We start from the raw sequence: 22,772 nt of genomic DNA on the forward strand, positions 1-22,772 counted from the left end.
TAACACGAAGAAGAACATAACCAGTGCAGGCACGGCGACACCCACTACATTGCGCCTTCGGCTCCATTCCGTAAGCGCGCATGCTGCAAGCGTTATGTTTACTCGGATAAAGTTCAAATCGGAGAATGTTGTGAATTTAGAAAGTATTCATCATGTAGCGATTATTTGCTCAGATTATCAACGATCTAAGTCATTTTATACTGAAATATTAGGTCTCAAGATCCTTGCCGAAAATTATCGAGAAAGCCGAGATTCATACAAATTAGATTTAGCGTTACCAAATGGTGGACAAATTGAGCTGTTTTCTTTTCCAGAGCCACCGTCCAGATTAAGTAACCCAGAAGCTCAAGGTTTAAGGCATTTGGCGTTTGTTGTTAACTCGGTGGAATCGACAGCTAACGAGTTACAATCACACGGAATTGATGTTGAGCCAATTCGAGTTGATGAATTTACAGGTAAACGATTTACCTTTTTTAAAGACCCAGATGGTTTACCCTTAGAGTTGTACGAAAAATAAACATAACAAACAATTCAAGCAGACCCTCAACGCGTGGCATTTTTATTATGCGTTGAGTTTAGTGATTACGGTGTTGTGCGGAAAGTTGGTAGTAGCGTTTCGGGCTACTTAATTGGGCGTTATGTGCCAAAAATGAGGAAAATATGAATAGTGACTTAAACGACTTAATTGACAAGTACCGGTCTGACAATGAATCCGTATTCAATACGTGGTTTATTAATAATGACGAAAGACTAAAAGCCTTTCGTTCAATACGCCGTGGTGTTCAAAGTGTAATCAATGATATTAAAAATAAGGAATTTGGGAATGACTACAAAGGTTCATCGTTAGAGTTTGTTTTAAACTGTATCACAGAACAAAAACAAGTTTTCATTGGAGCATCGCATGCTTTTTACTGGAAACCAAAGTTAAGAATTCCAGACATTTATGAAAATGAAGAAAATAAAATGTCTTTTGGTCAATTTCTTGAAAATTGCTTCGCAGCCAAAAATGAAGAGCAAATCCTAAAGGAAATAATCAACCTAGATGAGAAGAAAATAAAGGGTCTTGGTCCGGCAGTGGCAAACATTTTATATTTCCTTCATCCTGAAATAATCCCTCCATTTAATACAGCAATAGTCAATGGTTTTAATCATTTATTCAAAGAAAAAGTTAAACTTGGTTCCTGGACTGAATACCTTCGTATGCGTGAGGTCATTTTACAAAAAAACAATAAGCATAAAAAATCACTGTCAAAAGATTTAGGTGCAATTTCAGGCTTGCTGTTTGACATTGGTGTAAAAAAAATAATGGTTGGCGACGAAGGAAGTCTTTCGGAAAAAGAAAAAGCAAAGATTGAAAACCTTCTCAAAAAAAGGCACAAAGAAGTAACCAGTGAAAGAGAGCAAGAAAACTTGCATACTGAAATGCAATACCATTTATTGAAGATCGGAAAAGCTTTAGGGTATCAAGTAATTAGTGCTTCTAATGATCGTTCTAGAAATTTTCAAGGAAAAAACTTTTCATCCTTGTGCCTCCCTTGTTTCCCTGAAATTAATGTAGAAAAAGAAACAAAAAATACAATTGCATTAATCGATGTAATTTGGTTTGAAAATAATACAAAGAATATTGTTTGCGCTTTTGAAGTTGAAAAAAGTACCTCAATCTATTCGGGAATACTCAGGCTGACTGACCTATATCACTCGTTTCCAGAAAACCCTTCCTCTTTATTTTTAATAATACCTGACAATAGAGAAAAAGAGCTGTTGCTACAGTTAAGCAGGCCATCAATTAAATCCAACGGAACTAAAATTCACTATATTAAATTTTCAGTCCTGAAAGAAAATTGCGAAGCAATCTGTAAGTTTGGAACAGGAAAAGAAACTCTACTAAAAATAGCGAACCAATAAGAACAGGCACATAACAAACTAATCAACCGGACGGAAAATACGTCTGTGCTAAATTGAAAAGCAAAACCAAATTGCGGTGGTGTTCGGGCCGTTCGTCGCCGCCGGTTATCATGAACCGTTAACAGTATCTAGGCTGGTGCCTTGACAATAATTATTATGTAACTACAATGTAGTTATGAGCCATTATTCCTTTGACTGGGATCCTCGCAAGGATGCCGCTAATCGCAAGAAGCATGACGTCTCGTTCCAGGAGGCCAAAACTGCCTTTACGGATGAGTTCGCACGTCTCATAGCTGACCCAGACCATTCTGAAGAGGAGGACCGGTTCATTCTCCTCGGTACAAGCATTCATTCTCGCTTACTGGTGGTGTGCCACTGCGTTAGGGACGGTGAGGTTATTCGAATTATCTCCGCCCGTAAGGCAAATAGGCGAGAACGAAATACTTATGAAGGGTACAGACATGCGTGATCATTACGATTTTTCCGAATCCGTCAAGAGTCCATACGCCAAGAAGCTCAAGAAGCAGGTTACGATCCGGCTGGATGAAGATACCGTTGCGTACTTTAAGAATCTTGCTGAGCAAAAAGACCTACCTTATCAGAGTCTTATCAACCTCTACCTACGTGATTGCGCTCAGTCACACAAAGATCTGAAAATTGAGTGGAAGTGAACTGTTAACAAGCGGCTTCTGGCGGACAGGCCAAAGCTCCGGCCAAAAAACGGCCTCCACTTTGCCCTGCCGCAGAGCCGGGCGTAAAATTTTTTGCCTAACCTCGCAGACTATGCTGTAATACGTTGTAGTCACTAGGTATGAGGGGCATAGTCATGAGCGTCACCACAGTTCGCCTTCAAGCAGAAGTTGAACAGCATCTGGAAGCAATCGCCAGCAGGCTACACCGTAGCAAAGGCTGGGTAATTAACCAGGCATTGTCGGAATACATAGAAAAGCAGCAGCTTGAGCAAGAGCGGTGGAAACAAACGTTAGAGGCAATGGAGTCTGCTGCCCAAGGCAAGGTTGTTGATGCCAGCGAGGTCCACAGTTGGCTTAATAGCTGGGGAACCGAAAACGAGCAAGATGCGCCGAGGTCAGGTAAGTGAAACTGGTTTACACCGACGAAGCCGTTGAAGACTTGAAGCGCCTAAGGGAGTTTATCGCCGTTCACAGCCCCTCTGCGGCAGGCAGGATAGCCACAGAACTGGTTAGCAAAATCGAATTACTACCAGGCTTCCCCAGAATGGGAACACCGGTTGAAATGGCACCGGTACCGGATTCCATCCGCGACATGGTCTTTGGCAAATACGTTGTTCGCTATTCCGTACATGTGAGCGCCATCATTATTCTAAGGGTATGGCACGAGCTGGAAGGTGAACGATAGCAATTTAATCAGCCGCTGTTGTCGGACAGTTTTTCCACCGCTGCGCGGTTCCAAACCTGCCGCAAAGCTTCGCGTTAGACTTGCAAGAGAACATCGCGCATCGTGATGTCGTTTTAACAACCGGAGACATGCCATGGTCAAAGTAGCCTTGTTCGTTCGCCTTGAAGCGAAACCCGGAAAAGAGAAAGAGGTTGAGAACTTCCTTGTGAGTGGCCTTCCCATCGTCAATGAGGAGCCTGACACCACTGCGTGGTTTGGCATTCGCCTTGGACCAAGCACTTTCGGAATCTTTGATGCTTTCCCGGATGAAGCGGGTCGGCAGGCCCATCTCTCCGGCAAGGTCGCAGCCGCGTTGATGGAAAAGGCAGGTGAGTTGTTCTCCGAGCCCCCGTCCATAGAAAACGTTGATGTACTTGCGGCAAAGCTACCTGGCTAGCAAGCCTAACAATTCGTTCAAGCCGAGACCGCTTCGCGGCCTCGGCTTGGTGCCGTGGTATCGTTGCACCCGCCTCGGCCGCGTGCGCGGTCCGGCTTAACTCAGGTGTTAACTGTCAAAAGGAATATGCCATGTACAAGGAGTTTGAAAATCCGCTTCCGCCTAAATTCGGCCGAATGTTTGTCGGCAACGATGCGAAATTGAACCAGGGGCCGCCGAGACCAAATGACACCGTGACGATTCGGGCGGGAGATTCCATAGACTTCTATATCCTTGTCGAAGAATGCGCCCCCGATCTCGTTAGCGGTGAACTAGTGGGTATTGGCCCAGATCCCAGATGGGAATACCAAGGCTGGTCCTATGGAGGCAAGATAAAGGTTCCAGAGTCAGCAGTTACGGCGATAATTCGGGCAGATTAATCAGTTAACCAAGCGGTCAACCGGACCCCAAAAGCGTGCCGCTTTTGGTTCCCTCCGTTGCGCTCCGGCGCCGGTTACCTCAGCGTTAGGGCTTACTGCGTCCCAGCCAATAGCCAGGTTTTCGGGAATGGTGAGCAACCGCAATGACTATAGCCTCTTCTGGCAGTTCAATGGCGACTATATCGTATGGGAAGCGCTCCAGAATCAGGCGTCTTGCACCGGTATCGCCGGCTTCTTTGGGGAGAGGTGATAAAGGGAGGAAGTCTTCTTCAATAACGTCGATAGCTGCATCAACAGCAGCGAAAAACTCGGCTCCGAGTCCAGGCTGCTCATATTCATACCATGCTGCTGCCTCTATCGCTTCCTGCGAGGCCTCTTCCAGTATCCTTACCTTTCGCACTGTTACTGGCCCAACCTCGCTCTCATCTTTGATCGAAATTCTTCACGGCTGAGCAGCGTGGCTTTTCCGCTTTTGACATTGGACACACGGCGAACAATTTCATCGTTCCACGCCTGTTCTACCGAGTCGTCACGGGGGCCGTCCAGACTCATTATGAGCTCCCGAGCCAACGCTGCACGTTCCGACTCGGAGAGAGTCGAAATCTGGGAGCGTAGGTGGTCTAATGTTTCGGTAGCCATGGAGCCTCCGCAAATGACGATACGATTATGCTATCCCTATTCAAAGGCCCTAACAAGACCAGGCACGGCGACGGCTACTACATTCCGGCTTCGCCTACATTCCGTAGCCGCGCATGCTGGCTGGCGTTAGCCAGGGCGCTCGTCTTGACGTACGTACCTATAGGCGTACACTTGGTGAAAAGTTAAACACGCAAGAGGTGCGTCATGGCCGGAATCACAGCAACTGAGGCGCGCAGCAACCTTTATCGGTTGATTGACGAGACCGCCGAGTCCCACCAACCAATCGTCATTATGGGTAAGCGGAATAAAGCTGTTCTGGTATCCGAAGAGGACTGGTCTGCCATTCAGGAAACACTTTACCTGCTCTCCGTGCCAGGTATGCGGGAGTCTATTCGTGAGGGGATGGATACCCCGGTCGAGGAATGCGATGAGGAGCTGGACTGGTGACATGGAAGTTGGTTTACACCAAGCAAGCCCAGAAAGATGCAAAAAAGTTGGCCTCCAGCGGCCTCAAACCAAAAGCCCAGGAACTGTTAGCGTTAATAGCGGAAGATCCTTATCACAAGCCGCCTCCGTTTGAGAAGCTAATTGGTGATCTTGCGGGGACCTATTCGCGCCGCATTAATATTCAGCATCGCCTGGTCTACCAAGTACTGGAGGACGAGCAAGTGGTGAAAGTCCTCAGACTCTGGAGCCACTACGATTAATGCATAATCAGTAGTGATACCGGAGCTGGGCGATAAGCAAAGCGTCATCCGTGACTTTGTAAACTATTCGGTGTTCTTCGTTGATCCGGCGAGACCAGTACCCGGCGAGGCTGTGTTTGAGGGGCTCTGGTTTGCCAACACCTTCGAACGGTTCTCGTTTGGTCTCTTTGATCAGTTTGTTGATTCGGTTAAGTATCTTTTTGTCGGTTTTCTGCCAGTACAGATAGTCTTCCCAGGCGTTCTCGGAGAAGATGAGTTTCATTCAAGAAGTTCCTTTTCTTGACCACCGCCTTGCTCCAGCTCGGCAACGGATTCCAGCAAACGCCGTGCGTTTTTTGGTGCGCGCAGAAGGTATGCAGTCTCTTGCAGCGCCTCGTAGTCCTCTAGGGAGATCATTACCACGGACTGCGACTTGTTCCGGGTGATGATCACAGGGGAATGGTCTTCACAGACCTGCTCCATGGTTTTTGCTAGATTGGTTCTAGCGGCTGTGTAGCTAATGGCATCCATAAGGTTGCTCCTGTACAGGATGTTGACCATGGTCAGGATACTGTACACAGAAAGGTTTAACAATCAGCTGCACAGCGACCGATTTTTCGCCGCTTTGCGGCTCCAAACCGGCGCGTGATCCGGGAGGCGGATAACGGCACCCGGAACTGGCCCTGCTCCAGGCGCTTGGCCCAGAGGCAATAGCCGGTGGCGGTAAAATACAGCATCTTCATCTGAGTCTTGCGCCGATTGACAAAGGCGAAATACTGGCTCGCCCGCAGGATGCGCTGCATATGAGCCAGCTGCGCCACTGGCTGCAGCAAGACTTTGGCCCTTCAGCACCATCACCAAGGACGACGCCATGATTCAACCGGTTATTCTGAGCGGTGGCAGCGGCACCCGGCTTTGGCCGCTCTCCCGCGAGCAGATGCCCAAACAGTTTTTGCGCTTAACCGGCGAGCAGAGCCTGCTTCAGCAAACGCTCACCCGCCTTGAGGGCTTGACGACGCTACCGCCGATGCTGATAGGCCACCACTCGCACCGGTTCTTAATGGCCGAGCAACTTCGCGAAGTTCAGCAAAAGGGCCAGATCGTACTAGAGCCAGCAGGGCGCAATACCGCCCCGGCGATTGCTTGCGCGGCACTGTTGGCAAGGCAATCGGGCGAAGACCCGCTGCTGCTGGTGTTACCTGCAGACCACGTGATAGGCGATGCGCTAGCGTTTACCGATAGCGTGCAGCGTGCTGAACCGCTCGCGGAGCAGGGCTATTTGGTCACCTTTGGCGTGGTGCCGACGCACCCAGAAACCGGCTACGGCTACATTGCCTGTGGCAATGCGCTGGGGGCAGGGCACCATCTGGAGGCGTTCATCGAAAAACCCGCGCTAGAGCGCGCCAAAGCATTGCTTGAGCAGGGCGATACGCTTTGGAATAGCGGTATGTTCTTGCTGCGTGCCTCCCGCTATTTGGCGGAACTTGAACGGCTTCAGCCAGACATGCTGGCCGCCTGCCAAGAAGCCGTAGCCCGCGCCCACCGTGATTTGGATTTTCTGCGCTTGGACGAGCAGGCGTTCCAGCGCTGCCCCAGCGAATCGATCGATTACGCGGTCATGGAGCACTGCTCCCAGGCTGCCGTGGTGCCTTTGGATGCCCAATGGGGCGATATAGGCAGCTTCGATGCGCTGATGGCGACCCATACGCCTGATACAGCGGGCAATGTGGTCACCGGGGATGGGGTGTTGAGCGATACTCAGCGCTCGTTAGTGGTAGCGAACCACCGATTGGTGGCCACACTTGGCGTTGAAGACCTGATCGTGGTGGAAACCTCGGACAGTGTACTGGTGGCCCATCGCGACAAGGCGCAGGGCGTTAAGCAGCTCGTCGCGGCGCTGACCCAGGCTGGGCGCAGCGAGCCGCATACCTCGCCGCAGGTACACCGCCCTTGGGGCAGCTTTCAAGCCATGAACAGCGGCGAGCGCTACCAAGTGAAGCATATTACCGTGCGCCCTGGGGCGCGGCTTTCGCTACAGCGCCACCACCACCGCGCGGAGCACTGGGTGGTGGTCAGCGGCACGGCTAAGGTGACGCTGGATGAACGCACGTTTTTGGTCAGCGAGAACCAGTCCACTTACATCCCCATTGGCGCACTGCACCGTTTGGAGAACCCGGGCAAAATCCCACTGGAGCTGATCGAGGTACAGTCCGGCAGTTACCTGGGCGAGGATGATATCGAACGGTTGGATGACGTGTACGCTCGCCACAGCGATGAGTAATTGAGTGCACTTACCAGAGCCAGCTACCGGGCCGTGCCGGTGGCTGGCCTTTACGCACCGCCACCCAACCGATAATGCAGCGCACGCCTAGCCATACCACCAGCAGCGGCCAGAGTAGCGTCCCGATAAAGATCAGGCTCAGGGTAAACGTGACGATAAAGTAGAGGCTGCCGATCCAGAACGTGCGGATGAGGTAGCGGTAGTGGGCCTGTAGCCAAGGCGCTGCTTCTTTGCGATAGACATAGGCGATAATCACACCGATCAATAGCGTGACATTAGCCGTGACCAGCCCTGCTAAATAGAGGGCATAAATAATTTGCGTGGGACGCGTATCCTGTTTGGGGAGGTACTGCTCAGTCATGCCCATCCTCACTTAATAGAGACGGAAATCGTTGGCGTTAGGCAGCCCTTGCTGCTCTTCCACCACTTTGCGGTAGCGTTTGTACTCCCACTGATACTGCGCCGGATCCAGGGCAATGGAGGCTTCAACGCTGGCATTCACGCCGGTAGCTGACTCTGTATCATCAGCGCTATACACCCGCTCGTCAGCGTCTAGGAAGTGGATCTCGAAGCCTTTTCCAGGAATACGCAGGGCCACACCGGTGACCACCCGTGCCTGTGTGCGCGCCACCAGCTTGGGTAATAGCGTCGCGGTATAGGAATCGCGGCCATAGAACGGCGCAAACACGCCGCTACCCCAGTCCGGCTCTTGGTCCGGCAAAATACCAATGGCCTCGCTACGTTTCAGCGCTTTGAGCAGCGCCGCCACGCCCCGTGGGTTAGTGGGCACGAGCTTTGCCCCCATGCGCTCGCGGCCATGGCGGATAATCGGCTCCAGCTCTGTGATTTTGGGCGGCTCGTACATAGCGGTAAACGGAAAGTGGCTGGAAAGCCAAAAGTTCAGCACTTCCCAGTTTCCAAAGTGAGGAGCAAGCACGATCACGCCGCGCCCCTCGGCCCGGGCGCTATCCAGCTTGTCGCGGCCATGTACCGCTAGAATGCTGGCTTCTACCTTCTCGGGCGGGGCCATCCAGGCGTGACCGAGTTCCAGCATCGTCGCGGTGGAGTGCTGTAGGCTCTGTTTGGCCAGGGATTGCCGTTGATTGGCAGGCGCGTCGGGGTAGACCACCTTCAGATTGATCTCGGTTACCTTGCGCTCGCGTTTGCTAAAGCGATACACCTGCGGGCCGACCAGAGCCGCAATGCGCCAGAGCCAGCGCACCGGCCAGCGGGAGAGCGTGCGCCATAGCGTTGCAATGGCACGGGCTTGAAAGCGCGATGCAGGGGGAGTTGCCTGTTCGGTCATGGGTTACAGTAGCCAGCTATCGACATTGGAGGGCGCGCGCTTCTCCTGCAGCCCTTTAAAGCCCTTTACGCAGCGCACGATAAACCACACGACCAACGCCAACAGCATGGGGAAGCCAACAAGAATCAGGGTAAGCAGCGTAGCGATACTGCCGTAGAGCAGGCCAATCCAGAAGGTGCGGATCTGATAGCGGTAGTGCTCATCTAGCCATACTGGACCTTTGCCGCGGTAGACATAAGCAATAATCACGCCGATTAGTGACGTAAAACCCAACACAAAGCTTGCCAGGTAGAGAGCGTAAATCACCATGGCCATGGTGGTGTCTGGGGCGGGGGAGGTCTCTTCCGACGAAGTGTGGTGGTTAACCACTTCGCCTTCCAATGGGGCGTCATCACGCATGGGCGTACCTTTTCTATTCAGTTTAATTCGAGCATCCTGCGGACACCTTCTCTGCGCGCTATGATAGCGTGGGCAGTGCGACTTATCACCCGCAGGCCACCCACGCCTAGGGTTGAGCGCTTAACGCGCTGCCGGGCGGCAGATTTCCAGCAGGTTGCCGTCGGGGTCGCGCAGGTAAAGCGACTCGATGGGGCCGCTGGCACCCTGGCGGGCCACGGGGCCAAGCTCGACCTCGATGGCCAGTGCATCCAGGTGCTGCTTAAACTCGTCCAGCGGTAGCTGGCAGCGCAGGCATAAATCCAGGCTGCCCGGTGTCGGCGTGGCTGAAATGGGCGCGATATCGGTATCGGTTTGGTGCAAGCGCAGGGCCGTGTCACCCAGCATCAAGTCAACGCGCTGAGCGTCCCGATAGCGTACATCCAGGCCTAATACACGAGAGTAAAAATCCACTGCGCGACCCATATCGGTCACGGTAACCACAAGATGATCCAGACCTGAGAGCATGCCTCTTTCCTTAATACAAACGTAAAACCAGAGAATACGATGATGCGACGCTGTCCGCTATGCCACGCGCAGGAGTCTGCGCTGTACCACCAAGACCGTCGCCGTGATTACTACCAGTGTGCCACGTGTGCGCTAGTGTTTGTGCCTAGCGAGCAGCATTTAACCGCTGCCGCCGAAAAAGCCGAGTACGACCAGCACCAAAACTCGCCGCAGGATACGGGATATCGGCGCTTTTTGGGGCGTTTATTTAATCCGTTGGCAACAAAGCTAGCTCCTGGCGCAAGAGGGCTGGATTTTGGCTGCGGCCCTGGGCCAACGCTCTCGGTGATGTTTGAGGAAGCGGGCTTTGATATGGATGTGTATGACATCTTTTACGCGCCCCATGCCGCGAATCTGACTCGCCAGTATGACTTCATTACCGCCACCGAAGTAGTGGAGCACTTGGCGGCACCGGGCGAGGCGCTGAACCAGCGGGTCGCGCAACTGCTACCCGGAGGCTATCTTGGGCTGATGACCAAGCGAGTGACGAGCCAGCAAGCCTTCGCCCGCTGGCACTATATTAACGACCCAACCCACGTGTGCTTTTTTAGTGAAGCGACCTTCCGCTGGTGGGCGGCTGAACAGGGTTTAACAGTCGAATTTACTGGCAACGACGTGGTGATTTTTAGAAAACACTAATCTGCTTGCTATAAGGGCGAAAAAGCATTGACTTTGCGCCTATGGAAGCAATAATTGCGCGCCCGTTTTCTTGCCTGTTTGATGTGATGGCGTGTTAACGGCAACGATTCATCCATTGAGCAAGGTGAGGTACGCATGTCGCGGCAACTGCTGGCCATGGCGTTAGCGCCCCTACTAGGGCTGTTTATTCTTGGGATTGGCAATGGCTTTCTCGCCACGCTGATTACCGTGCGCTTAGACGCAGCAGGTGAATCGGCGACGGTGATCGGGATTGTCTCGTCAGCCTATTTCATCGGCCTGGCCCTGGGGGCCATGTTTAATGATCGCCTGTTGCTGCGCATTGGCCATATTCGTGCTTACGGCAGTTTTGCATCGCTGGTGGCCGTCACCGTGCTGTTGCAGGGGTTGTTCTTCGACCCTTGGGCGTGGTTTGCCCTGCGCCTGGTGGGCGGTTGGGCCACGGTAGGCGTCTATCTGGTCATCGAGAGCTGGCTGTTGACCGCGGGCGACCAGAAAGTGCGTGGCCGCCTGCTGGCACTGTACATGATCTCCCTTTACGCCGCTGGGGTGCTGGGGCAGCTTATGCTCGGTGTCACCAGCGCCATGGGCGACACCGCGCCCTTTATGGTGATTGGCCTGTTGGCGTCGCTCTCGGTACTGCCGATGGCGATGATTCCCCGCGTGTCGCCGCTCATCGAACACGCCGAGCCGCTACCGCCTCTCCGCTTGATTACCATGACACCCACCGGCGTGATGGGCAGTCTAGGTTCCGGCATGGTGGTGGCCGCTGCTTATACGCTGCTGCCGCTTTATCTACAGCGCATTGGTATGAGCGTAAACGAGGTAGGCCAGATGATGGCCGTGCTCGTCCTTGGCGCGATGCTGCTGCAGTACCCCATTGGCCGCTGGTCGGATCGCCATGACCGCCAGATGGTACTGATTGGTATCAGTGCCTTCTGCGTAGTGATTTCTGCGGCCATGCTTTGGCTACCGCTCTCCACACCGCTGCTCGCCGTGCTGCTCTTTTTACTGGGAGGAGGCGTGTTCGCGCTTTACCCGGTGGCCGTTAGCCATGCCGCCGACCGCGCGCCTGCTGGCGCCTTGGTGCGCATGAGCCAAGGCCTTTTGTTGATTAACTCGATTGGTGCCACCATCAGCCCGCTGATGATCTCGCCGGTGATGACCGCCATGGGCGATGCTGGCTTGTTCTGGGCGTTTGGCTCACTGAGTCTATTCTTCGTGCTGTTCTTCGGCTGGCGTCGTAGCGTTCGCCCGGCACCGGTGCCGGTGGCACCGTTTACGGCCACTGCGCCGATGACCGCCGCAGGTGCTGAGCTGGTGGTGACCGAGGAGCTGGTACAAGGGGCGCTTGAGCACGAGCACCTGGAAGACCTGTCTGACGTTGTGCCTGAGGTCGACGTGGCCGAACCCGTAGTAGGGCCGCCTCAGGAAGACGAGGGCCATATTACCTATTACGACGATGTAGAAACCGAGGTGCGTCGGTAGGTGAACTGCAATATCGAGTAAGGTGAGACCTTGGGCTAATGGTGTGGCGAAAGTAGGGAAACTACTATCAGCGATAGTGTTTTTACTATTTCACCGCATTTGCCTGGGGTTTTGCCATGAATTATTACGCCGCGCCGGTCCGAGATCTGCGCTTTGTGCTCGAAGAGATGTTAGCGCACCGCTCCTTGGCGTTGCCGGGGTTTGAAGAGGCGACGCCTGATCTCGTCGAGGCTGTGCTGGAAGAGGCTGCGAAACTGGCGGGCGATGTCTGGGGCCCGCTCAACAGCACGGGCGACCGCCAGGGGGCTAAGCGCCATACTGATGGCAGCGTCACCACTCCTGAAGGCTTTGCCGCCGCCTATCAAGCGTATGTGGAGGGCGGCTGGAACGGTATTGGCGTGTCTGAAGAGCTGGGCGGGCAGAACCTACCCGAAGTGGTTGCCAGTGCGGTGCAGGAGATGCTCCACGGCGCGAACATGGCGTTAGGGCTATGCCCGATGCTCACCGCCGGTGCCATCGAGGCGCTGGCCCATCACGGCAGCGATGCCTTAAAAGCGACCTACCTGCCCAAGCTGGTTGAGGGCTCCTGGACCGGCACCATGAACCTCACCGAACCCCAGGCGGGGTCGGACCTCTCCAAAGTGCGCACCAAAGCCGTTCCGGAAGGCGATCACTACCGCATCAGCGGCCAAAAGATCTACATCACCTGGGGCGAGCACGACGCTGCCGAGAACATCATTCACCTCGTCCTTGCCCGCAAGCCCGATGCCCCGGAAGGTAATAAGGGTATTTCGCTGTTCCTGGTTCCCAAATTTCTGGTGAACGACGATGGCTCGCTTGGCGAGCGTAACGACGTCACCTGCGCCTCCATCGAGCACAAGCTCGGCATTCACGGCTCGCCCACTTGCACGCTGAGCTTTGGGGAAAACGGCGGTGCCGTAGGCTATCTGGTGGGGGAGGAGGGGCGCGGGCTCAACCACATGTTCACCATGATGAACGAGGCGCGCCATAAGGTCGGGATCCAAGGGATTGGCGTGGCCGAACGCGCCTGCCAGCACGCCTTGGCCTACGCGAATGACCGCACTCAGGGCCGCTCCCCCAAACAGCGGGGCGGCAGCGAGTGCACCATTAGCGATCACTTTGACGTGCGCCGGATGCTGCTCTCCATGCGTGCCCGTACCGATGCGCTGCGTGCCCTGGCGCTCTACTGTGCCGGGCAGTTAGATATCGCTCGCCGCGCAGAGAGCGACGCCGAACGCCAAGCCGCTCAGGCCTGCGCCGATGTTCTGATCCCGATTGTGAAGAGTTTCTCGACCGACCAAGCGGTGGATATCGCCTCCATGGGCGTGCAGGTACACGGCGGCATGGGCTACGTGGAAGAGACCGGCGCGGCCCAGCTATTGCGGGATGCGCGCATTGCGCCTATCTATGAAGGCACCAACGGCATTCAAGCGCTGGACTTGGCCGGCCGAAAACTGCAGCGAGACGGCGGTGCGGCACTCTCTGCGCTGATCGATGACGTGCATAAAACGGCCGAAGCGCTGCGGGGTGAAGCGTCGCTGGCCAGCATGGGCAGTGCGCTTGCGGCGGGCGCTGACGACCTGCGCGCCGCCATGGCCTTGGTACTGGAGCAGGGCAGCGACCCTGAACACGGCCCCGATGCCGTACAGGCGTACGCCACGCCGCTGTTGAACCTTGCCGGGCACGTACTGTGCGCTTGGCAAATGGGCATTGCAGCGCTGCATGCCCAACAGGCTGTAGACGGCGGCAGCGATGAGCCGTTTTACCGCGCCAAACTGTGCAGCGCCGAGTTTGCCATTCACCAATGGCTGCCGGTTGGCCGCGCCCAGCGTGCCGTGATTGAGGCTGGTTGGCACTGTTTTGGCCAGTTTGATAGCGCCGCCTACTAACGTCCCCGCTGCCTTAAGGGCGGCGGTATTCGTTATAAGTGTCCGATAATAAAACGTCCTATAACAACAGCGAGAGTGCAGGAACCGATCATGACCTCCATCTTTGAACAAGACTTACCGCCAACCGCTGCCAACCATGTGCCGCTCTCGCCGCTCACCTTTATCGAGCGCTCGGCGGCCATCTATCCCGATTATCCGGCTGTGGTGCATGGCACGACGCGCCGCACCTGGGCCGAGACCTGGACACGCTGCCGCCAGCTAGCCTCAGCGCTGGAAAAGCGCGACATTCAACCTGGGCAAACGGTGGCCGCCATGCTGCCCAATATTCCCGCGATGTTCGAGGCTCACTTCGGCGTGCCGCTGGCGGGCTGCGTGCTGAATACGCTCAATATTCGCCTCGATGCCGACGCCATTAGCTATATGCTGGCCCACGGCGAAGCCAAGGTGATTCTGGTAGACCCTGAGTTTGCCGAGGTGATTCAAGCGGCGGTTGCCAAGTTGGAAAGCAAGCCGCTGATTATCGATGTGGCCGACCCGGAATTTTTGGGCGAGACCCAAGGCATTGGCGAGCTGGAGTACGAAGCGCTACTGGCCGAGGGCGACCCTGATTACGCCTACCGGCTGCCCAGCGACGAGTGGCAGGCGATTTCATTGAATTACACCTCGGGGACTACGGGCAAACCCAAAGGGGTGGTATATCACCATCGCGGTGCCTACCTGAACGCGGTGAGCAACATTCTCGAGTGGGCCATGCCGCACCATCCTGTCTACCTGTGGACGCTACCGATGTTCCACTGTAACGGCTGGTGCTTCCCCTGGACCATTGCCGCCAATGCAGGCGTCAGCGTTTGCTTACGCAAGGTAGACCCCAAACGCATTACCGATTTGATCGCTGCAGAGGGCGTCACTCACTTTAGCGGTGCGCCGATCGTGCTCAATGGGCTGGTGAACCTGCCCGCCGAACAGAAGCGGGTGTTCGATCATCCGGTGAAGGTGACCACCGCCGGGGCCGCGCCGCCTGCCTCGGTGATAGCCGGGGTGGAAAAGCTGGGCATTGAAGTGACCCACGTTTATGGCCTGACGGAAGTATATGGCCCGGTCACGGTATGTGCCTGGCACGCGGCCTGGGACGAACTGCCGCTGGAGTCGCGGGCCAAACTCAAGTCACGCCAGGGCGTGCGCTACCACATGCTGGAAGCGCTCTGCGTCGCTGATCCGGTCACGCTGGAACCCGTTGCCAAGGATGGCCAAACCATCGGCGAAATCCTGATGCGCGGCAACAACGTGATGAAGGGATATCTCAAAAACGCCGAGGCCACGGAAAAAGCGCTGGAGGGCGGTTGGTACCACACGGGTGACTTGGCGGTATGGCACGCCGACGGCTATATCGAGATTAAAGATCGCTCGAAAGATATCATCATCTCGGGCGGTGAAAACATCTCCACCATTGAAGTCGAAGATGCCATTTACAGCCATCCAGCGGTGGAAGAGGCCGCCGTGGTCGCGAAGCCGGATGAAAAGTGGGGCGAAACGCCCTGTGCGTTTGTTAAGTTAAAAATTGGCTACGGCGAGGTCACCGAGGCGGATATTATCGCCCACTGCCGTAAGCATCTCGCGAGCTTTAAAGTGCCTAAGACGGTGATTTTTAGCGAGCTGCCCAAAACATCGACGGGCAAAATTCAAAAATTCGTGCTGCGCGAAGAAGCCAGACAGCACCAATCAGGGGAGCAGCAATGAGCGAACAACGGATTGGCGTGGTAGGCGCAGGTACCATGGGGCAGGGCATTGCCCAAGTGGTGGCTGCCAGTGGCTTTAACGTTCGGCTGTACGATGTCGCCGACGAGCAGCTCACCCGCGCCAAAAATGCAATCGATAAAGGGCTCGAGAAGCTTGTTGCCAAAGAGAAGATGAGCGAAGAGGGCAAGCAAGAAGCACTGGCTCGACTCTCTACCACCACGGCGCTAGATGCGCTGAGCGACTGCAGCGTGATTATCGAGGCAGCCCCTGAACAGCCTGCGCTGAAAGAGAAGCTGTTTCGGGATCTTAGCCATTTGAGCAGCGACGCTATTCTGGCGTCGAACACGTCGTCTCTATCACTGACTCGGCTGGCGGCGGTCTGCGAGCGCCCTGAGCGGGTGGTAGGCATGCACTTCTTCAACCCGGTGCCGGTACTCAAGTTGGTCGAGGTGATCCGCGCCGAGCAGACCTCGGATGCCACCGTAGAGCGCATCGAAGCGCTGGCCAAAGCGCTGGGCAAAACTGCGGTGCCAGTGGGGGATGCCCCTGGGTTTGTCGTGAACCGTTTGCTGGTGCCGATGATCAATGAGGCCGCGTTTATCGTGCAGGAAGGCACCGCGACGCCGGAAGCCATCGATGACGCTATGAAACTAGGTGCCGCCCACCCGATGGGGCCGCTGGCGCTGGCGGATTTGATTGGCCTGGATGTGTGCTTGGCGATCATGGAGGTGCTGCAGGAAGGTTTTGGTGATCCCAAGTACCGCCCCTGCCCGCTGCTCAGGCGCATGGTGGCCGCAGGCTATCTGGGCCGCAAGAGTGGCCGTGGGTTCTATATCTACGAATAGCAGGCTGCGAGCTTAGGGGGGGGCGACAAAAGAAGTGATTGCCACCCAACCAAGCGTTCGCTAGGGTTGAGTGGTAACCACTTCTACGCGCAATAACAATTAAGGAGCCGCCATGAGCGACGCAGTGATCGAGAAGGTTGATAACGATGGCGTGGTACGCCTGACCATTAATCGTCCCAAAGCCTTGAACGCGCTGAACAGCGAAGTGCTCAGCGCTTTGGAAGCGTATTTAGTCGAGCTTGAAGCGCACCCCAACCTGCGGGCGGTATTGATTACCGGTGCTGGGGAAAAATCCTTTGTGGCCGGGGCAGATATCACCGAAATGCGGGATAAAACCCCCGAAGAGGCCCGCGCATTTGCCAGCCAAGCGTTACGTACCATCAAGCGACTTGAAACGCTGCCCGTGCCGGTGGTCGCGCTGGTGAACGGGTTTTGCCTTGGCGGCGGCTGCGAACTGGCGCTGGCCTGCGACTGGGCCGTCGCCAGCGACAACGCGGTCTTCGGCCAGCCGGAAGTCCTGTTAGGTGTCATTCCTGGCTTTGGCGGTACCCAGCGTTTGCCGCGCCGAGTCGGCCCCGCCATGGCGATTGATTTGGTCACCACCGGGCGCAAAATCGATGCCCAGGAAGCGCTGCGCATTGGCCTCGTTAACCGCGTAATGCCCCAGGCAGAGCTTGAAAGCTATGTTGAAGAGCTTACCAAACAGCTGAAGGGCAACGGGCCGCTGTCGGTACGCGGGGCCAAACAAGCCGTTCACGACGGCATGGACCAAGACCTAGACAGCGCCCTGGCGCTGGAAACCAGCCTGTTCGCTTTCTGCTTTGCAGGCCAGGAGCAGAAAGAGGGCATGAGCGCGTTTGTCGAAAAGCGTAAACCCAATTTCTAAATTGTATTTATTAAGTTTAAGTTAAGAAGGGGGCGGATGCGCCTAATGCCAGTCAGGCTTAACTGACTGGCATTACTACACTGCGCGCCACTTCTTTTTCGAACGAGACCTTCGCCATGGCGCTGAGCGCTACCCCTTATAAAGTCGATGTTAACCTGACCGACCTGGACCGCAGCGTTTTCGAAACGCTGCGCTTTACGGTGGCTCGCCACCCCTCCGAAACGGAAGAGCGTTTATGCGCTCGGCTAATTGCTTATATCCTCTGGTACAGCGAATCGCTGGCATTTGGGCGTGGGCTATCAGACGTGGACGAGCCAGCGCTTTGGGAAAAAAGCCTGGATGGCCGAGTGCTGCACTGGATAGAGGTCGGTTTGCCCGACGCCGAGCGCTTAACCTGGTGTTCGCGCCGCGCTGAGCGGGTCTCGCTGCTGGCGTATGGCCGCGTGGATATTTGGGAAAGCAAAGTGCTGGCCGCCGTCGCCTCGTTGAAAAATGTTCACGTGGCAGGCCTACCCCAAGAGGCGCTCGCCACCGTGGCAGCGGATTTGCCCCGGGCGATTAACTGGGCGGTCATGATTAGCGATGGTTCACTGTTTATCACCGATGAAAATGGCCAGCATGAGATCACGCCACAGTGGCTGTTACGGGAGCGGTAGGCGGTTTTGTACTAGGTTTACTGACGTGCCGATAGTGCGTATGTGATAGGAAAATAATACCGGGCAGGTGAGTGGGTGCCATCAAGTAGCTTGCTATCTATTTGCATGATTACATACAATCAGCAATGTTTGTTGCCCCCCCCTGCTAATAGGCTGCCTACCTGCCCAGCTCTCAACTCAAGGAATGAGCCATGACGCCGTCTGCTCCTCATCGCAGAGATGAATCTTCTAAAGCCATCTTTTGCAAAGCCGTGCTGCCGTTTGTATTACCGTTCAGCTTACTGCCCGCTATTGCGTTGGCCGACGATAGTTCGCTTTCCATTAAGCATGCAAACGATGGACTTGCCAGCAGTGATGATGGCCACTTTACCAGTGGCTTCGAGTTGAATTGGATGTTTACCCCCGAACCGCAAAGCTGGACACAGCGCCTAGCGGCTGCGTTGCCTGACAGCATTATTAGCCAGGCAGATCGCGCCTCTTACCGCTTAGTACACCAAATTTATACGCCCAATGTGATTGAGCGCCGCGAGCTGATTGAAGATGATCGCCCCTACGCGGGTTTAGTATATGGCGGTGTGTCGCTTTATGAAGATAAGCCGATGGGCCGTTGGCAGCAGGCCACCGACCTGCATTTGGATGTTGGCTTGGTAGGCCCTTCCTCCCAGGCGGATAGCATTCAGCGGGAGGTTCACCGTGTTACCGATAGTGACCGGCCGCGCGGTTGGCAAAACCAATTGGGCGATGAGGCAATCGTCAACCTGACCATGCGCCGCCAGTGGTGGTATGACACGCCTCTGGCAAGTAAACAGTTTTCCCACGGCCCCGGTGTCGGGATGGCGCTTGGCAACCTGTATACCTATGCCAGCGCTGGTTACAGCGTTCGTTGGGGCGACGATGCCCAGGGTATTCCTACGTTAACGCCTAATCCTGGCAGCCGCCATCAGCTAAATGGCAGCAGTGGCTGGCAGTGGTACCTGTTCGCAAACGTGGAGGGATATTACATGGCACAGAACCTGACGCTGGATGGCAACACCTTTAGAAATAGTCACTCAGTAGACCGTAACGAGTGGGTGGCTGATGTTTCTACCGGGCTGGCATTGGCTTGGGAAGAGTGGCAGGTAACCTTCGCAGCCGTGCAGCGCACCCGCGAGTTCGATGGCCAGGATGAACAGGATAAATTTGGTGCGTTGACGCTTACCAAGCAATTTTAATTTTTGATGAAGCCTAAATCCAGCGGATAGCATCGCACCCAGGCACTATGGTTGCTACCTTGGGTGGTGGAAGGCATCTGTCTTTCGTCACTCAGGGGTGAGCGCCAATGGAAATGGTCTTTTTTAGCGGTTGGGAAAGTTTGGCCCGTACCCTGGTGGTGGGGTTACTTGCCTACACGGTGCTGATCGTGTTTTTACGTATCTCGGGTAATCGCACGCTATCCAAAATGAACGCCTTTGATCTTATTGTGACCGTGGCTTTGGGTTCTACGCTTGCCACCGTACTGCTATCGAAAGACGTGGCGTTGGCAGAGGGTGCGCTGGCACTAGGGCTGTTGATTTCCCTGCAGTTCATCATTACGTGGCTGAGCGTGCGTGTCAGCTGGGTAAAGCGGCTCGTCACGGGGGAACCGATACTGCTGCTGTATGACGGGGAGTTATTGCAAGCGTCGCTAAGGAAGGCGAGGGTAACGCAGGATGAAGTGCGTTCTGCCGTACGCAGCAGCGGGCTTTTACGTTTAGAGGCTGCTCAGGCGGTGGTGCTGGAAACCGACGGTTCGCTAAGTGTGGTAAAGCGCGGGGAAGGAAAAGGTGAATCCAGCTTAGCAGGGGTGGGCGGCCCTTAAAGCGCAGGCTTCACCTGCTGGCCGTTCACGGGCAGCGAGCACAGTGGTAATCTTCGCCCCTTTCTTAACGCGTAAGGGCGACCTGTGAACATTAAAGCTGACCTCTCGATTCTAGATATTATTGGCCACCTGCTCATCTGGGTGTTGCTCACCATTATTACCTTTGGCATTGCGCTGTTTTTCTTTCCTTACTCCTTCGCTCGCTTCGTGATCAACCGCACCAGCGTGGTGGATAACGCAACCGGCGTAGAGCGGAAAATGGTTTGCGATATCAATATCTTCAGCAATGTTGGCCATATTATTCTGTGGATGGTGATCTCATTTCTGACCCTGGGGCTTGGCTATATTTTCTACTTTTACCGGGTGTGGAACTACGCGTTGAATAACTCTCGCCTGCAGTAATGTCAGCCCCCTCGCAAGCGAAGAGCCCCTTGTACTGCCTGCCGACCTTCGGCAGGCAGTCATTTTTTGAGAAATATTTGCATTAACGCATCTTCCTGTCCGACTCAACTCACCTTTCGCCTCCGTTGACATCCTTTGTATAGCCTCCTATATTTTCGCGAATAAAAATTACTATCATTAACATTAATATTCGCTCTGGGATCTTTCACGATGAAACCTGTACCTACCTTTCGCCTGCGCACGCTGAGCGTCGCGGTTGCCTTAGCCTCGGCTGCTGCTGTGCCGGTAGTTTATGCACAAGAGAGCAGCGTCAATCTGGATACGGTTGAAGTCACCGCTGAATCGGCCGGTCTTTATGGGTACAGCGATGCTGAGCGGGAGCCCTCAGTAGGCAAGCTGGATGTGCCGCTGGCCGAACAGCCTTACTCCATGTCAGTGATCGACCAAGAGTTTATTCAGGAGAGCCGTGCCAAAAACATTCAGGATGCGCTGCTGTATACCCCCGGCGTGTATGCGGGCAACTTTGGATTCGACACTCGTGGCGACAGCGCTAAAGTGCGCGGGCTAGATGCAGGCCGCTATTTGGATGGTTTGCGCCAAGTGTATGGCTCCTACAACACCGTGCGCACCAACGTCTACGCGCTGGAGAGTGTGGAGGTGTTACGCGGGCCATCTTCCATGCTGTATGGCCAAGCTGATTTGGGCGGCATCATCAACGGCGTCTCTAAACTACCCCAAGAGGAGCGCAGCGGTGAGGTTTGGGCGCAGTACGGCTCCTATGACCGCAAGCAGCTGGCGTTGGATGTGACCGGGGCGGCCGATGAAGAGGGCGAGTTTCTTTATCGCTTAGTGGCGTTAACCCGCGATAGCGATACACAAGTCGATCACGTTGAAGATGATGGCTACCTGTTTGCGCCATCGTTTACGTGGCGCCCCAGCGACGCCACCAACATTACGCTGCTACTGAACCGCCAGGAAAACAAAGGCCAGGTATCGGCGCAGTTCCTTCCCCAGGCGGGCACGTTAGAGTCGGGTTCACTGGGCTTTATTGGCTCGGAGCGATTTGTTGGCGAGCCGGGTTGGGACCGCTACGACCGGGAAAAGATCGAAACAACGCTGTTTGTTGATCACCAGCTCAACGACAGCTGGGCGTTTGCTGCCACCGCCCGCTATACCGATTCCAGCACCGAAACCCGCGAGCACTGGGTGGATATCCCCAGCGTGCCCGATGCTAACGGCAATGTGAATCGGACCATCTTTATGGCGGATGCTCAAACGCGCATTCTCAATATGGATGCGCGCCTGGAAGGCGAGTTTGCGCTCGGCAATACCCAACATACGCTGGTGGCAGGTATTGACCGTCAGGACGCTCGCTGGTCTCAGGATAATTATAGTTCGGTGGCCAGTGGTGGCGGGCAGTTCAACGTCTATAACCCTCAGTATGGCAATCTTCAGCTGGATTCGCTGAACCCCACTGACCGCCCGGATAATGAGATTGAACAAGTCGGCGTGTATCTGGCGGATCATATCGAAGTAGGCCCTGTGGTCGTCTCAGCGGGCCTGCGCCGTGACTGGGCAGAGAACCGCACGCTGGCGCTATCTGGCCCAGATACGGTCAGTGATGAAGGTGAGACCACCGGCCGGCTGGGGCTGATGTACCGCTTTGATAACGGCTTCTCACCCTATGTCAGCTACTCCGAAGCGTTCGTCATGAACCTGGGTAACGACGGCACAGCTAACCCAAGCCCCTTGAAGCCCACCACCGGCGACCAGGAGGAGATTGGCTTTAAGTACGTATCTCCAGATCAATCCCTGGCCGTGAGCGCGGCCTACTTTGATATTACTCAGCAAAACCGCATTAGCGATGGCGTTACTCCGGGCGGCGTCGAGCAAGTGGGTGCCGTGGTCGATGGCTGGGAGCTACAGGTAAATAAGCGCTGGCAGCAGTTTGAAACCCAAGTCGCGTATACCAACTTGAACGCCACTAACGACGGTACCGGTATTCGCTTGCCGTATGTGGCTGAAGAGCAGGCTTCCTGGTGGAACCGCCTGTATGTTGGTAATAACTGGCGTATTGGGGCGGGCGTTCGTTATGTCGGCGACAACGTTGGCTCTGGCGGCGCGCCGGTAGTGCCTTCCAGCACGCTGTATGATGCGATGGTGGGTTACACCCTGGGTGAGTGGGGCTTCTCCGTAGACTTGAAAAACGCCACTGATGAAGAGTATGTCTCCTGGTGCCGCTATGACGTCGGTGACTGTGGCTACGGCGACCGTCGCAGCGTCACGGCCAACGTGCGCTATCAGTTTTAACGCATCATGATATAACAAACGGGGCCTGCGATGAGCAGGCCCCGTTTGGTTAA

Annotated in this window: 31 protein-coding genes; 22 read left to right on the forward strand and 9 right to left on the reverse strand. The window is 55.0% G+C overall.

Annotated features, from left to right (window positions below; all coding sequences use genetic code 11):
* The 8 genes from gloA2 to BMY49_RS07965 all read left to right on the forward strand — a co-directional run.
* Nucleotides 1-517: SMU1112c/YaeR family gloxylase I-like metalloprotein (gloA2, locus tag BMY49_RS07930; protein WP_371827821.1), on the forward strand; the 517-nt coding region annotated here is incomplete at its 5' end.
* Between the two features lie 143 nt (nucleotides 518-660).
* Complete coding sequence (locus BMY49_RS07935) at nucleotides 661-1,905, forward strand: hypothetical protein (protein WP_062359343.1); 1,245 nt, start codon at nucleotides 661-663, stop codon at nucleotides 1,903-1,905.
* Nucleotides 1,906-2,080: 175 nt separating this feature from the next.
* Nucleotides 2,081-2,374, forward strand: a complete 294-nt coding sequence (locus BMY49_RS07940; protein ID WP_074210915.1) for a BrnT family toxin — start codon at nucleotides 2,081-2,083, stop codon at nucleotides 2,372-2,374.
* Nucleotides 2,295-2,576, forward strand: coding sequence for a BrnA antitoxin family protein (locus BMY49_RS07945; protein ID WP_371827822.1), 282 nt, complete (start codon nucleotides 2,295-2,297; stop codon nucleotides 2,574-2,576). Before BMY49_RS07940 ends, BMY49_RS07945 begins: the two co-directional genes overlap by 80 nt.
* A gap of 155 nt (nucleotides 2,577-2,731) precedes the next feature.
* Complete coding sequence (locus BMY49_RS07950; protein ID WP_054640921.1) at nucleotides 2,732-3,004, forward strand: CopG family ribbon-helix-helix protein; 273 nt, start codon at nucleotides 2,732-2,734, stop codon at nucleotides 3,002-3,004.
* Nucleotides 3,001-3,282: a type II toxin-antitoxin system RelE/ParE family toxin gene (locus BMY49_RS07955; protein WP_054640922.1), complete on the forward strand. Its 282-nt coding sequence runs from the start codon at nucleotides 3,001-3,003 to the stop codon at nucleotides 3,280-3,282. Before BMY49_RS07950 ends, BMY49_RS07955 begins: the two co-directional genes overlap by 4 nt.
* A 133-nt stretch (nucleotides 3,283-3,415) precedes the next feature.
* Nucleotides 3,416-3,718, forward strand: a complete 303-nt coding sequence (locus BMY49_RS07960; protein ID WP_054640923.1) for a putative quinol monooxygenase — start codon at nucleotides 3,416-3,418, stop codon at nucleotides 3,716-3,718.
* A 131-nt stretch (nucleotides 3,719-3,849) separates the two neighbouring features.
* Nucleotides 3,850-4,137 (forward strand): hypothetical protein, encoded by a 288-nt coding sequence (locus BMY49_RS07965; RefSeq protein ID WP_062359341.1) that lies wholly within the window; start codon nucleotides 3,850-3,852, stop codon nucleotides 4,135-4,137.
* A gap of 85 nt (nucleotides 4,138-4,222) precedes the next feature.
* Here the strand turns inward: BMY49_RS07965 and BMY49_RS07970 are convergent, their stop codons facing one another.
* Together BMY49_RS07970 and BMY49_RS17995 are read right to left on the reverse strand one after the other, a co-directional pair.
* Nucleotides 4,223-4,537 (reverse strand): type II toxin-antitoxin system RelE/ParE family toxin, encoded by a 315-nt coding sequence (locus BMY49_RS07970; protein WP_044630801.1) that lies wholly within the window; start codon nucleotides 4,535-4,537, stop codon nucleotides 4,223-4,225.
* A gap of 2 nt (nucleotides 4,538-4,539) precedes the next feature.
* A complete protein-coding gene (locus BMY49_RS17995; protein ID WP_054640924.1) occupies nucleotides 4,540-4,776 on the reverse strand; it encodes an addiction module protein in 237 nt (78 codons plus the stop codon).
* A gap of 204 nt (nucleotides 4,777-4,980) precedes the next feature.
* Here BMY49_RS17995 and BMY49_RS07980 point away from each other — a divergent pair, with 204 nt between their 5' ends.
* Both BMY49_RS07980 and BMY49_RS07985 read left to right on the forward strand, forming a co-directional pair.
* Nucleotides 4,981-5,223, forward strand: coding sequence for a type II toxin-antitoxin system Phd/YefM family antitoxin (locus BMY49_RS07980; RefSeq protein WP_044627930.1), 243 nt, complete (start codon nucleotides 4,981-4,983; stop codon nucleotides 5,221-5,223).
* The gene (locus tag BMY49_RS07985; RefSeq protein ID WP_062373491.1) at nucleotides 5,220-5,483 is read left to right on the forward strand and encodes a Txe/YoeB family addiction module toxin; all 264 of its coding nucleotides are present in this window, start codon (nucleotides 5,220-5,222) and stop codon (nucleotides 5,481-5,483) included. Before BMY49_RS07980 ends, BMY49_RS07985 begins: the two co-directional genes overlap by 4 nt.
* A gap of 7 nt (nucleotides 5,484-5,490) precedes the next feature.
* Here the strand turns inward: BMY49_RS07985 and BMY49_RS07990 are convergent, their stop codons facing one another.
* The 3 genes from BMY49_RS07990 to tnpB are packed head-to-tail and all read right to left on the reverse strand — an operon-like array spanning nucleotide 5,491 to nucleotide 6,295.
* Nucleotides 5,491-5,745 carry a Txe/YoeB family addiction module toxin gene (locus BMY49_RS07990; RefSeq protein WP_008938367.1) on the reverse strand — a complete coding sequence of 85 codons (255 nt, stop codon included), beginning with the start codon at nucleotides 5,743-5,745 and terminating at the stop codon, nucleotides 5,491-5,493.
* Entirely contained in the window at nucleotides 5,742-5,993 is a 252-nt protein-coding gene (locus BMY49_RS07995; protein ID WP_044627927.1) for a type II toxin-antitoxin system Phd/YefM family antitoxin, read from the reverse strand. Before BMY49_RS07995 ends, BMY49_RS07990 begins: the two co-directional genes overlap by 4 nt.
* Before the next feature lie 56 nt (nucleotides 5,994-6,049).
* Entirely contained in the window at nucleotides 6,050-6,295 is a 246-nt protein-coding gene (gene tnpB, locus BMY49_RS08000) for an IS66 family insertion sequence element accessory protein TnpB (RefSeq protein WP_089675359.1), read from the reverse strand.
* A gap of 38 nt (nucleotides 6,296-6,333) precedes the next feature.
* Between tnpB and BMY49_RS08005 the strand changes: the two genes are divergently transcribed.
* A complete protein-coding gene (locus BMY49_RS08005) occupies nucleotides 6,334-7,743 on the forward strand; it encodes a mannose-1-phosphate guanylyltransferase/mannose-6-phosphate isomerase (RefSeq protein ID WP_089675360.1) in 1,410 nt (469 codons plus the stop codon).
* Between the two features lie 10 nt (nucleotides 7,744-7,753).
* Here the strand turns inward: BMY49_RS08005 and BMY49_RS08010 are convergent, their stop codons facing one another.
* The 4 genes from BMY49_RS08010 to BMY49_RS08025 form a co-directional block, all read right to left on the reverse strand.
* Nucleotides 7,754-8,104: a DUF4870 family protein gene (locus tag BMY49_RS08010; RefSeq protein WP_044627925.1), complete on the reverse strand. Its 351-nt coding sequence runs from the start codon at nucleotides 8,102-8,104 to the stop codon at nucleotides 7,754-7,756.
* 12 nt (nucleotides 8,105-8,116) lie between these two features.
* Entirely contained in the window at nucleotides 8,117-9,049 is a 933-nt protein-coding gene (locus BMY49_RS08015) for a lysophospholipid acyltransferase family protein (protein WP_058576949.1), read from the reverse strand.
* Nucleotides 9,050-9,052: 3 nt separating this feature from the next.
* Complete coding sequence (locus BMY49_RS08020; protein ID WP_044627923.1) at nucleotides 9,053-9,448, reverse strand: DUF4870 family protein; 396 nt, start codon at nucleotides 9,446-9,448, stop codon at nucleotides 9,053-9,055.
* Nucleotides 9,449-9,568: 120 nt separating this feature from the next.
* Nucleotides 9,569-9,952 (reverse strand): glyoxalase/bleomycin resistance/extradiol dioxygenase family protein, encoded by a 384-nt coding sequence (locus BMY49_RS08025; RefSeq protein WP_062373496.1) that lies wholly within the window; start codon nucleotides 9,950-9,952, stop codon nucleotides 9,569-9,571.
* 39 nt (nucleotides 9,953-9,991) lie between these two features.
* Between BMY49_RS08025 and BMY49_RS08030 the strand changes: the two genes are divergently transcribed.
* The 11 genes from BMY49_RS08030 (at nucleotide 9,992) to BMY49_RS08080 (ending at nucleotide 22,719) form a co-directional block, all read left to right on the forward strand.
* Nucleotides 9,992-10,630, forward strand: coding sequence for a class I SAM-dependent methyltransferase (locus BMY49_RS08030; RefSeq protein ID WP_062373500.1), 639 nt, complete (start codon nucleotides 9,992-9,994; stop codon nucleotides 10,628-10,630).
* A gap of 135 nt (nucleotides 10,631-10,765) precedes the next feature.
* Entirely contained in the window at nucleotides 10,766-12,136 is a 1,371-nt protein-coding gene (locus BMY49_RS08035) for an MFS transporter (RefSeq protein ID WP_074210910.1), read from the forward strand.
* Between the two features lie 116 nt (nucleotides 12,137-12,252).
* Nucleotides 12,253-14,046, forward strand: a complete 1,794-nt coding sequence (locus tag BMY49_RS08040; RefSeq protein ID WP_089675361.1) for an acyl-CoA dehydrogenase — start codon at nucleotides 12,253-12,255, stop codon at nucleotides 14,044-14,046.
* 90 nt (nucleotides 14,047-14,136) lie between these two features.
* A complete protein-coding gene (locus BMY49_RS08045) occupies nucleotides 14,137-15,783 on the forward strand; it encodes an acyl-CoA synthetase (protein WP_089675362.1) in 1,647 nt (548 codons plus the stop codon).
* Nucleotides 15,732-16,628 (forward strand): 3-hydroxybutyryl-CoA dehydrogenase, encoded by an 897-nt coding sequence (locus BMY49_RS08050; RefSeq protein ID WP_338061330.1) that lies wholly within the window; start codon nucleotides 15,732-15,734, stop codon nucleotides 16,626-16,628. The genes BMY49_RS08045 and BMY49_RS08050 overlap by 52 nt, the downstream gene beginning before the upstream one ends.
* A gap of 112 nt (nucleotides 16,629-16,740) precedes the next feature.
* Nucleotides 16,741-17,514 (forward strand): enoyl-CoA hydratase-related protein, encoded by a 774-nt coding sequence (locus tag BMY49_RS08055; protein WP_062359334.1) that lies wholly within the window; start codon nucleotides 16,741-16,743, stop codon nucleotides 17,512-17,514.
* Between the two features lie 116 nt (nucleotides 17,515-17,630).
* Nucleotides 17,631-18,170: a YaeQ family protein gene (locus BMY49_RS08060; protein WP_062359333.1), complete on the forward strand. Its 540-nt coding sequence runs from the start codon at nucleotides 17,631-17,633 to the stop codon at nucleotides 18,168-18,170.
* Nucleotides 18,171-18,361: 191 nt separating this feature from the next.
* Nucleotides 18,362-19,381 carry a lipid A deacylase LpxR family protein gene (locus BMY49_RS08065; RefSeq protein WP_089675364.1) on the forward strand — a complete coding sequence of 340 codons (1,020 nt, stop codon included), beginning with the start codon at nucleotides 18,362-18,364 and terminating at the stop codon, nucleotides 19,379-19,381.
* 107 nt (nucleotides 19,382-19,488) lie between these two features.
* Entirely contained in the window at nucleotides 19,489-20,007 is a 519-nt protein-coding gene (locus BMY49_RS08070) for a DUF421 domain-containing protein (protein WP_062359331.1), read from the forward strand.
* An 84-nt stretch (nucleotides 20,008-20,091) separates the two neighbouring features.
* Nucleotides 20,092-20,409 (forward strand): DUF6693 family protein, encoded by a 318-nt coding sequence (locus BMY49_RS08075; RefSeq protein WP_044627911.1) that lies wholly within the window; start codon nucleotides 20,092-20,094, stop codon nucleotides 20,407-20,409.
* Between the two features lie 210 nt (nucleotides 20,410-20,619).
* Nucleotides 20,620-22,719 carry a TonB-dependent siderophore receptor gene (locus BMY49_RS08080; RefSeq protein ID WP_089675365.1) on the forward strand — a complete coding sequence of 700 codons (2,100 nt, stop codon included), beginning with the start codon at nucleotides 20,620-20,622 and terminating at the stop codon, nucleotides 22,717-22,719.
* Nucleotides 22,720-22,772 lie beyond the last annotated feature (53 nt).

Origin of the sequence: Vreelandella aquamarina (genome assembly GCF_900110265.1) — a bacterium.
GTDB lineage: Bacteria > Pseudomonadota > Gammaproteobacteria > Pseudomonadales > Halomonadaceae > Vreelandella > Vreelandella aquamarina.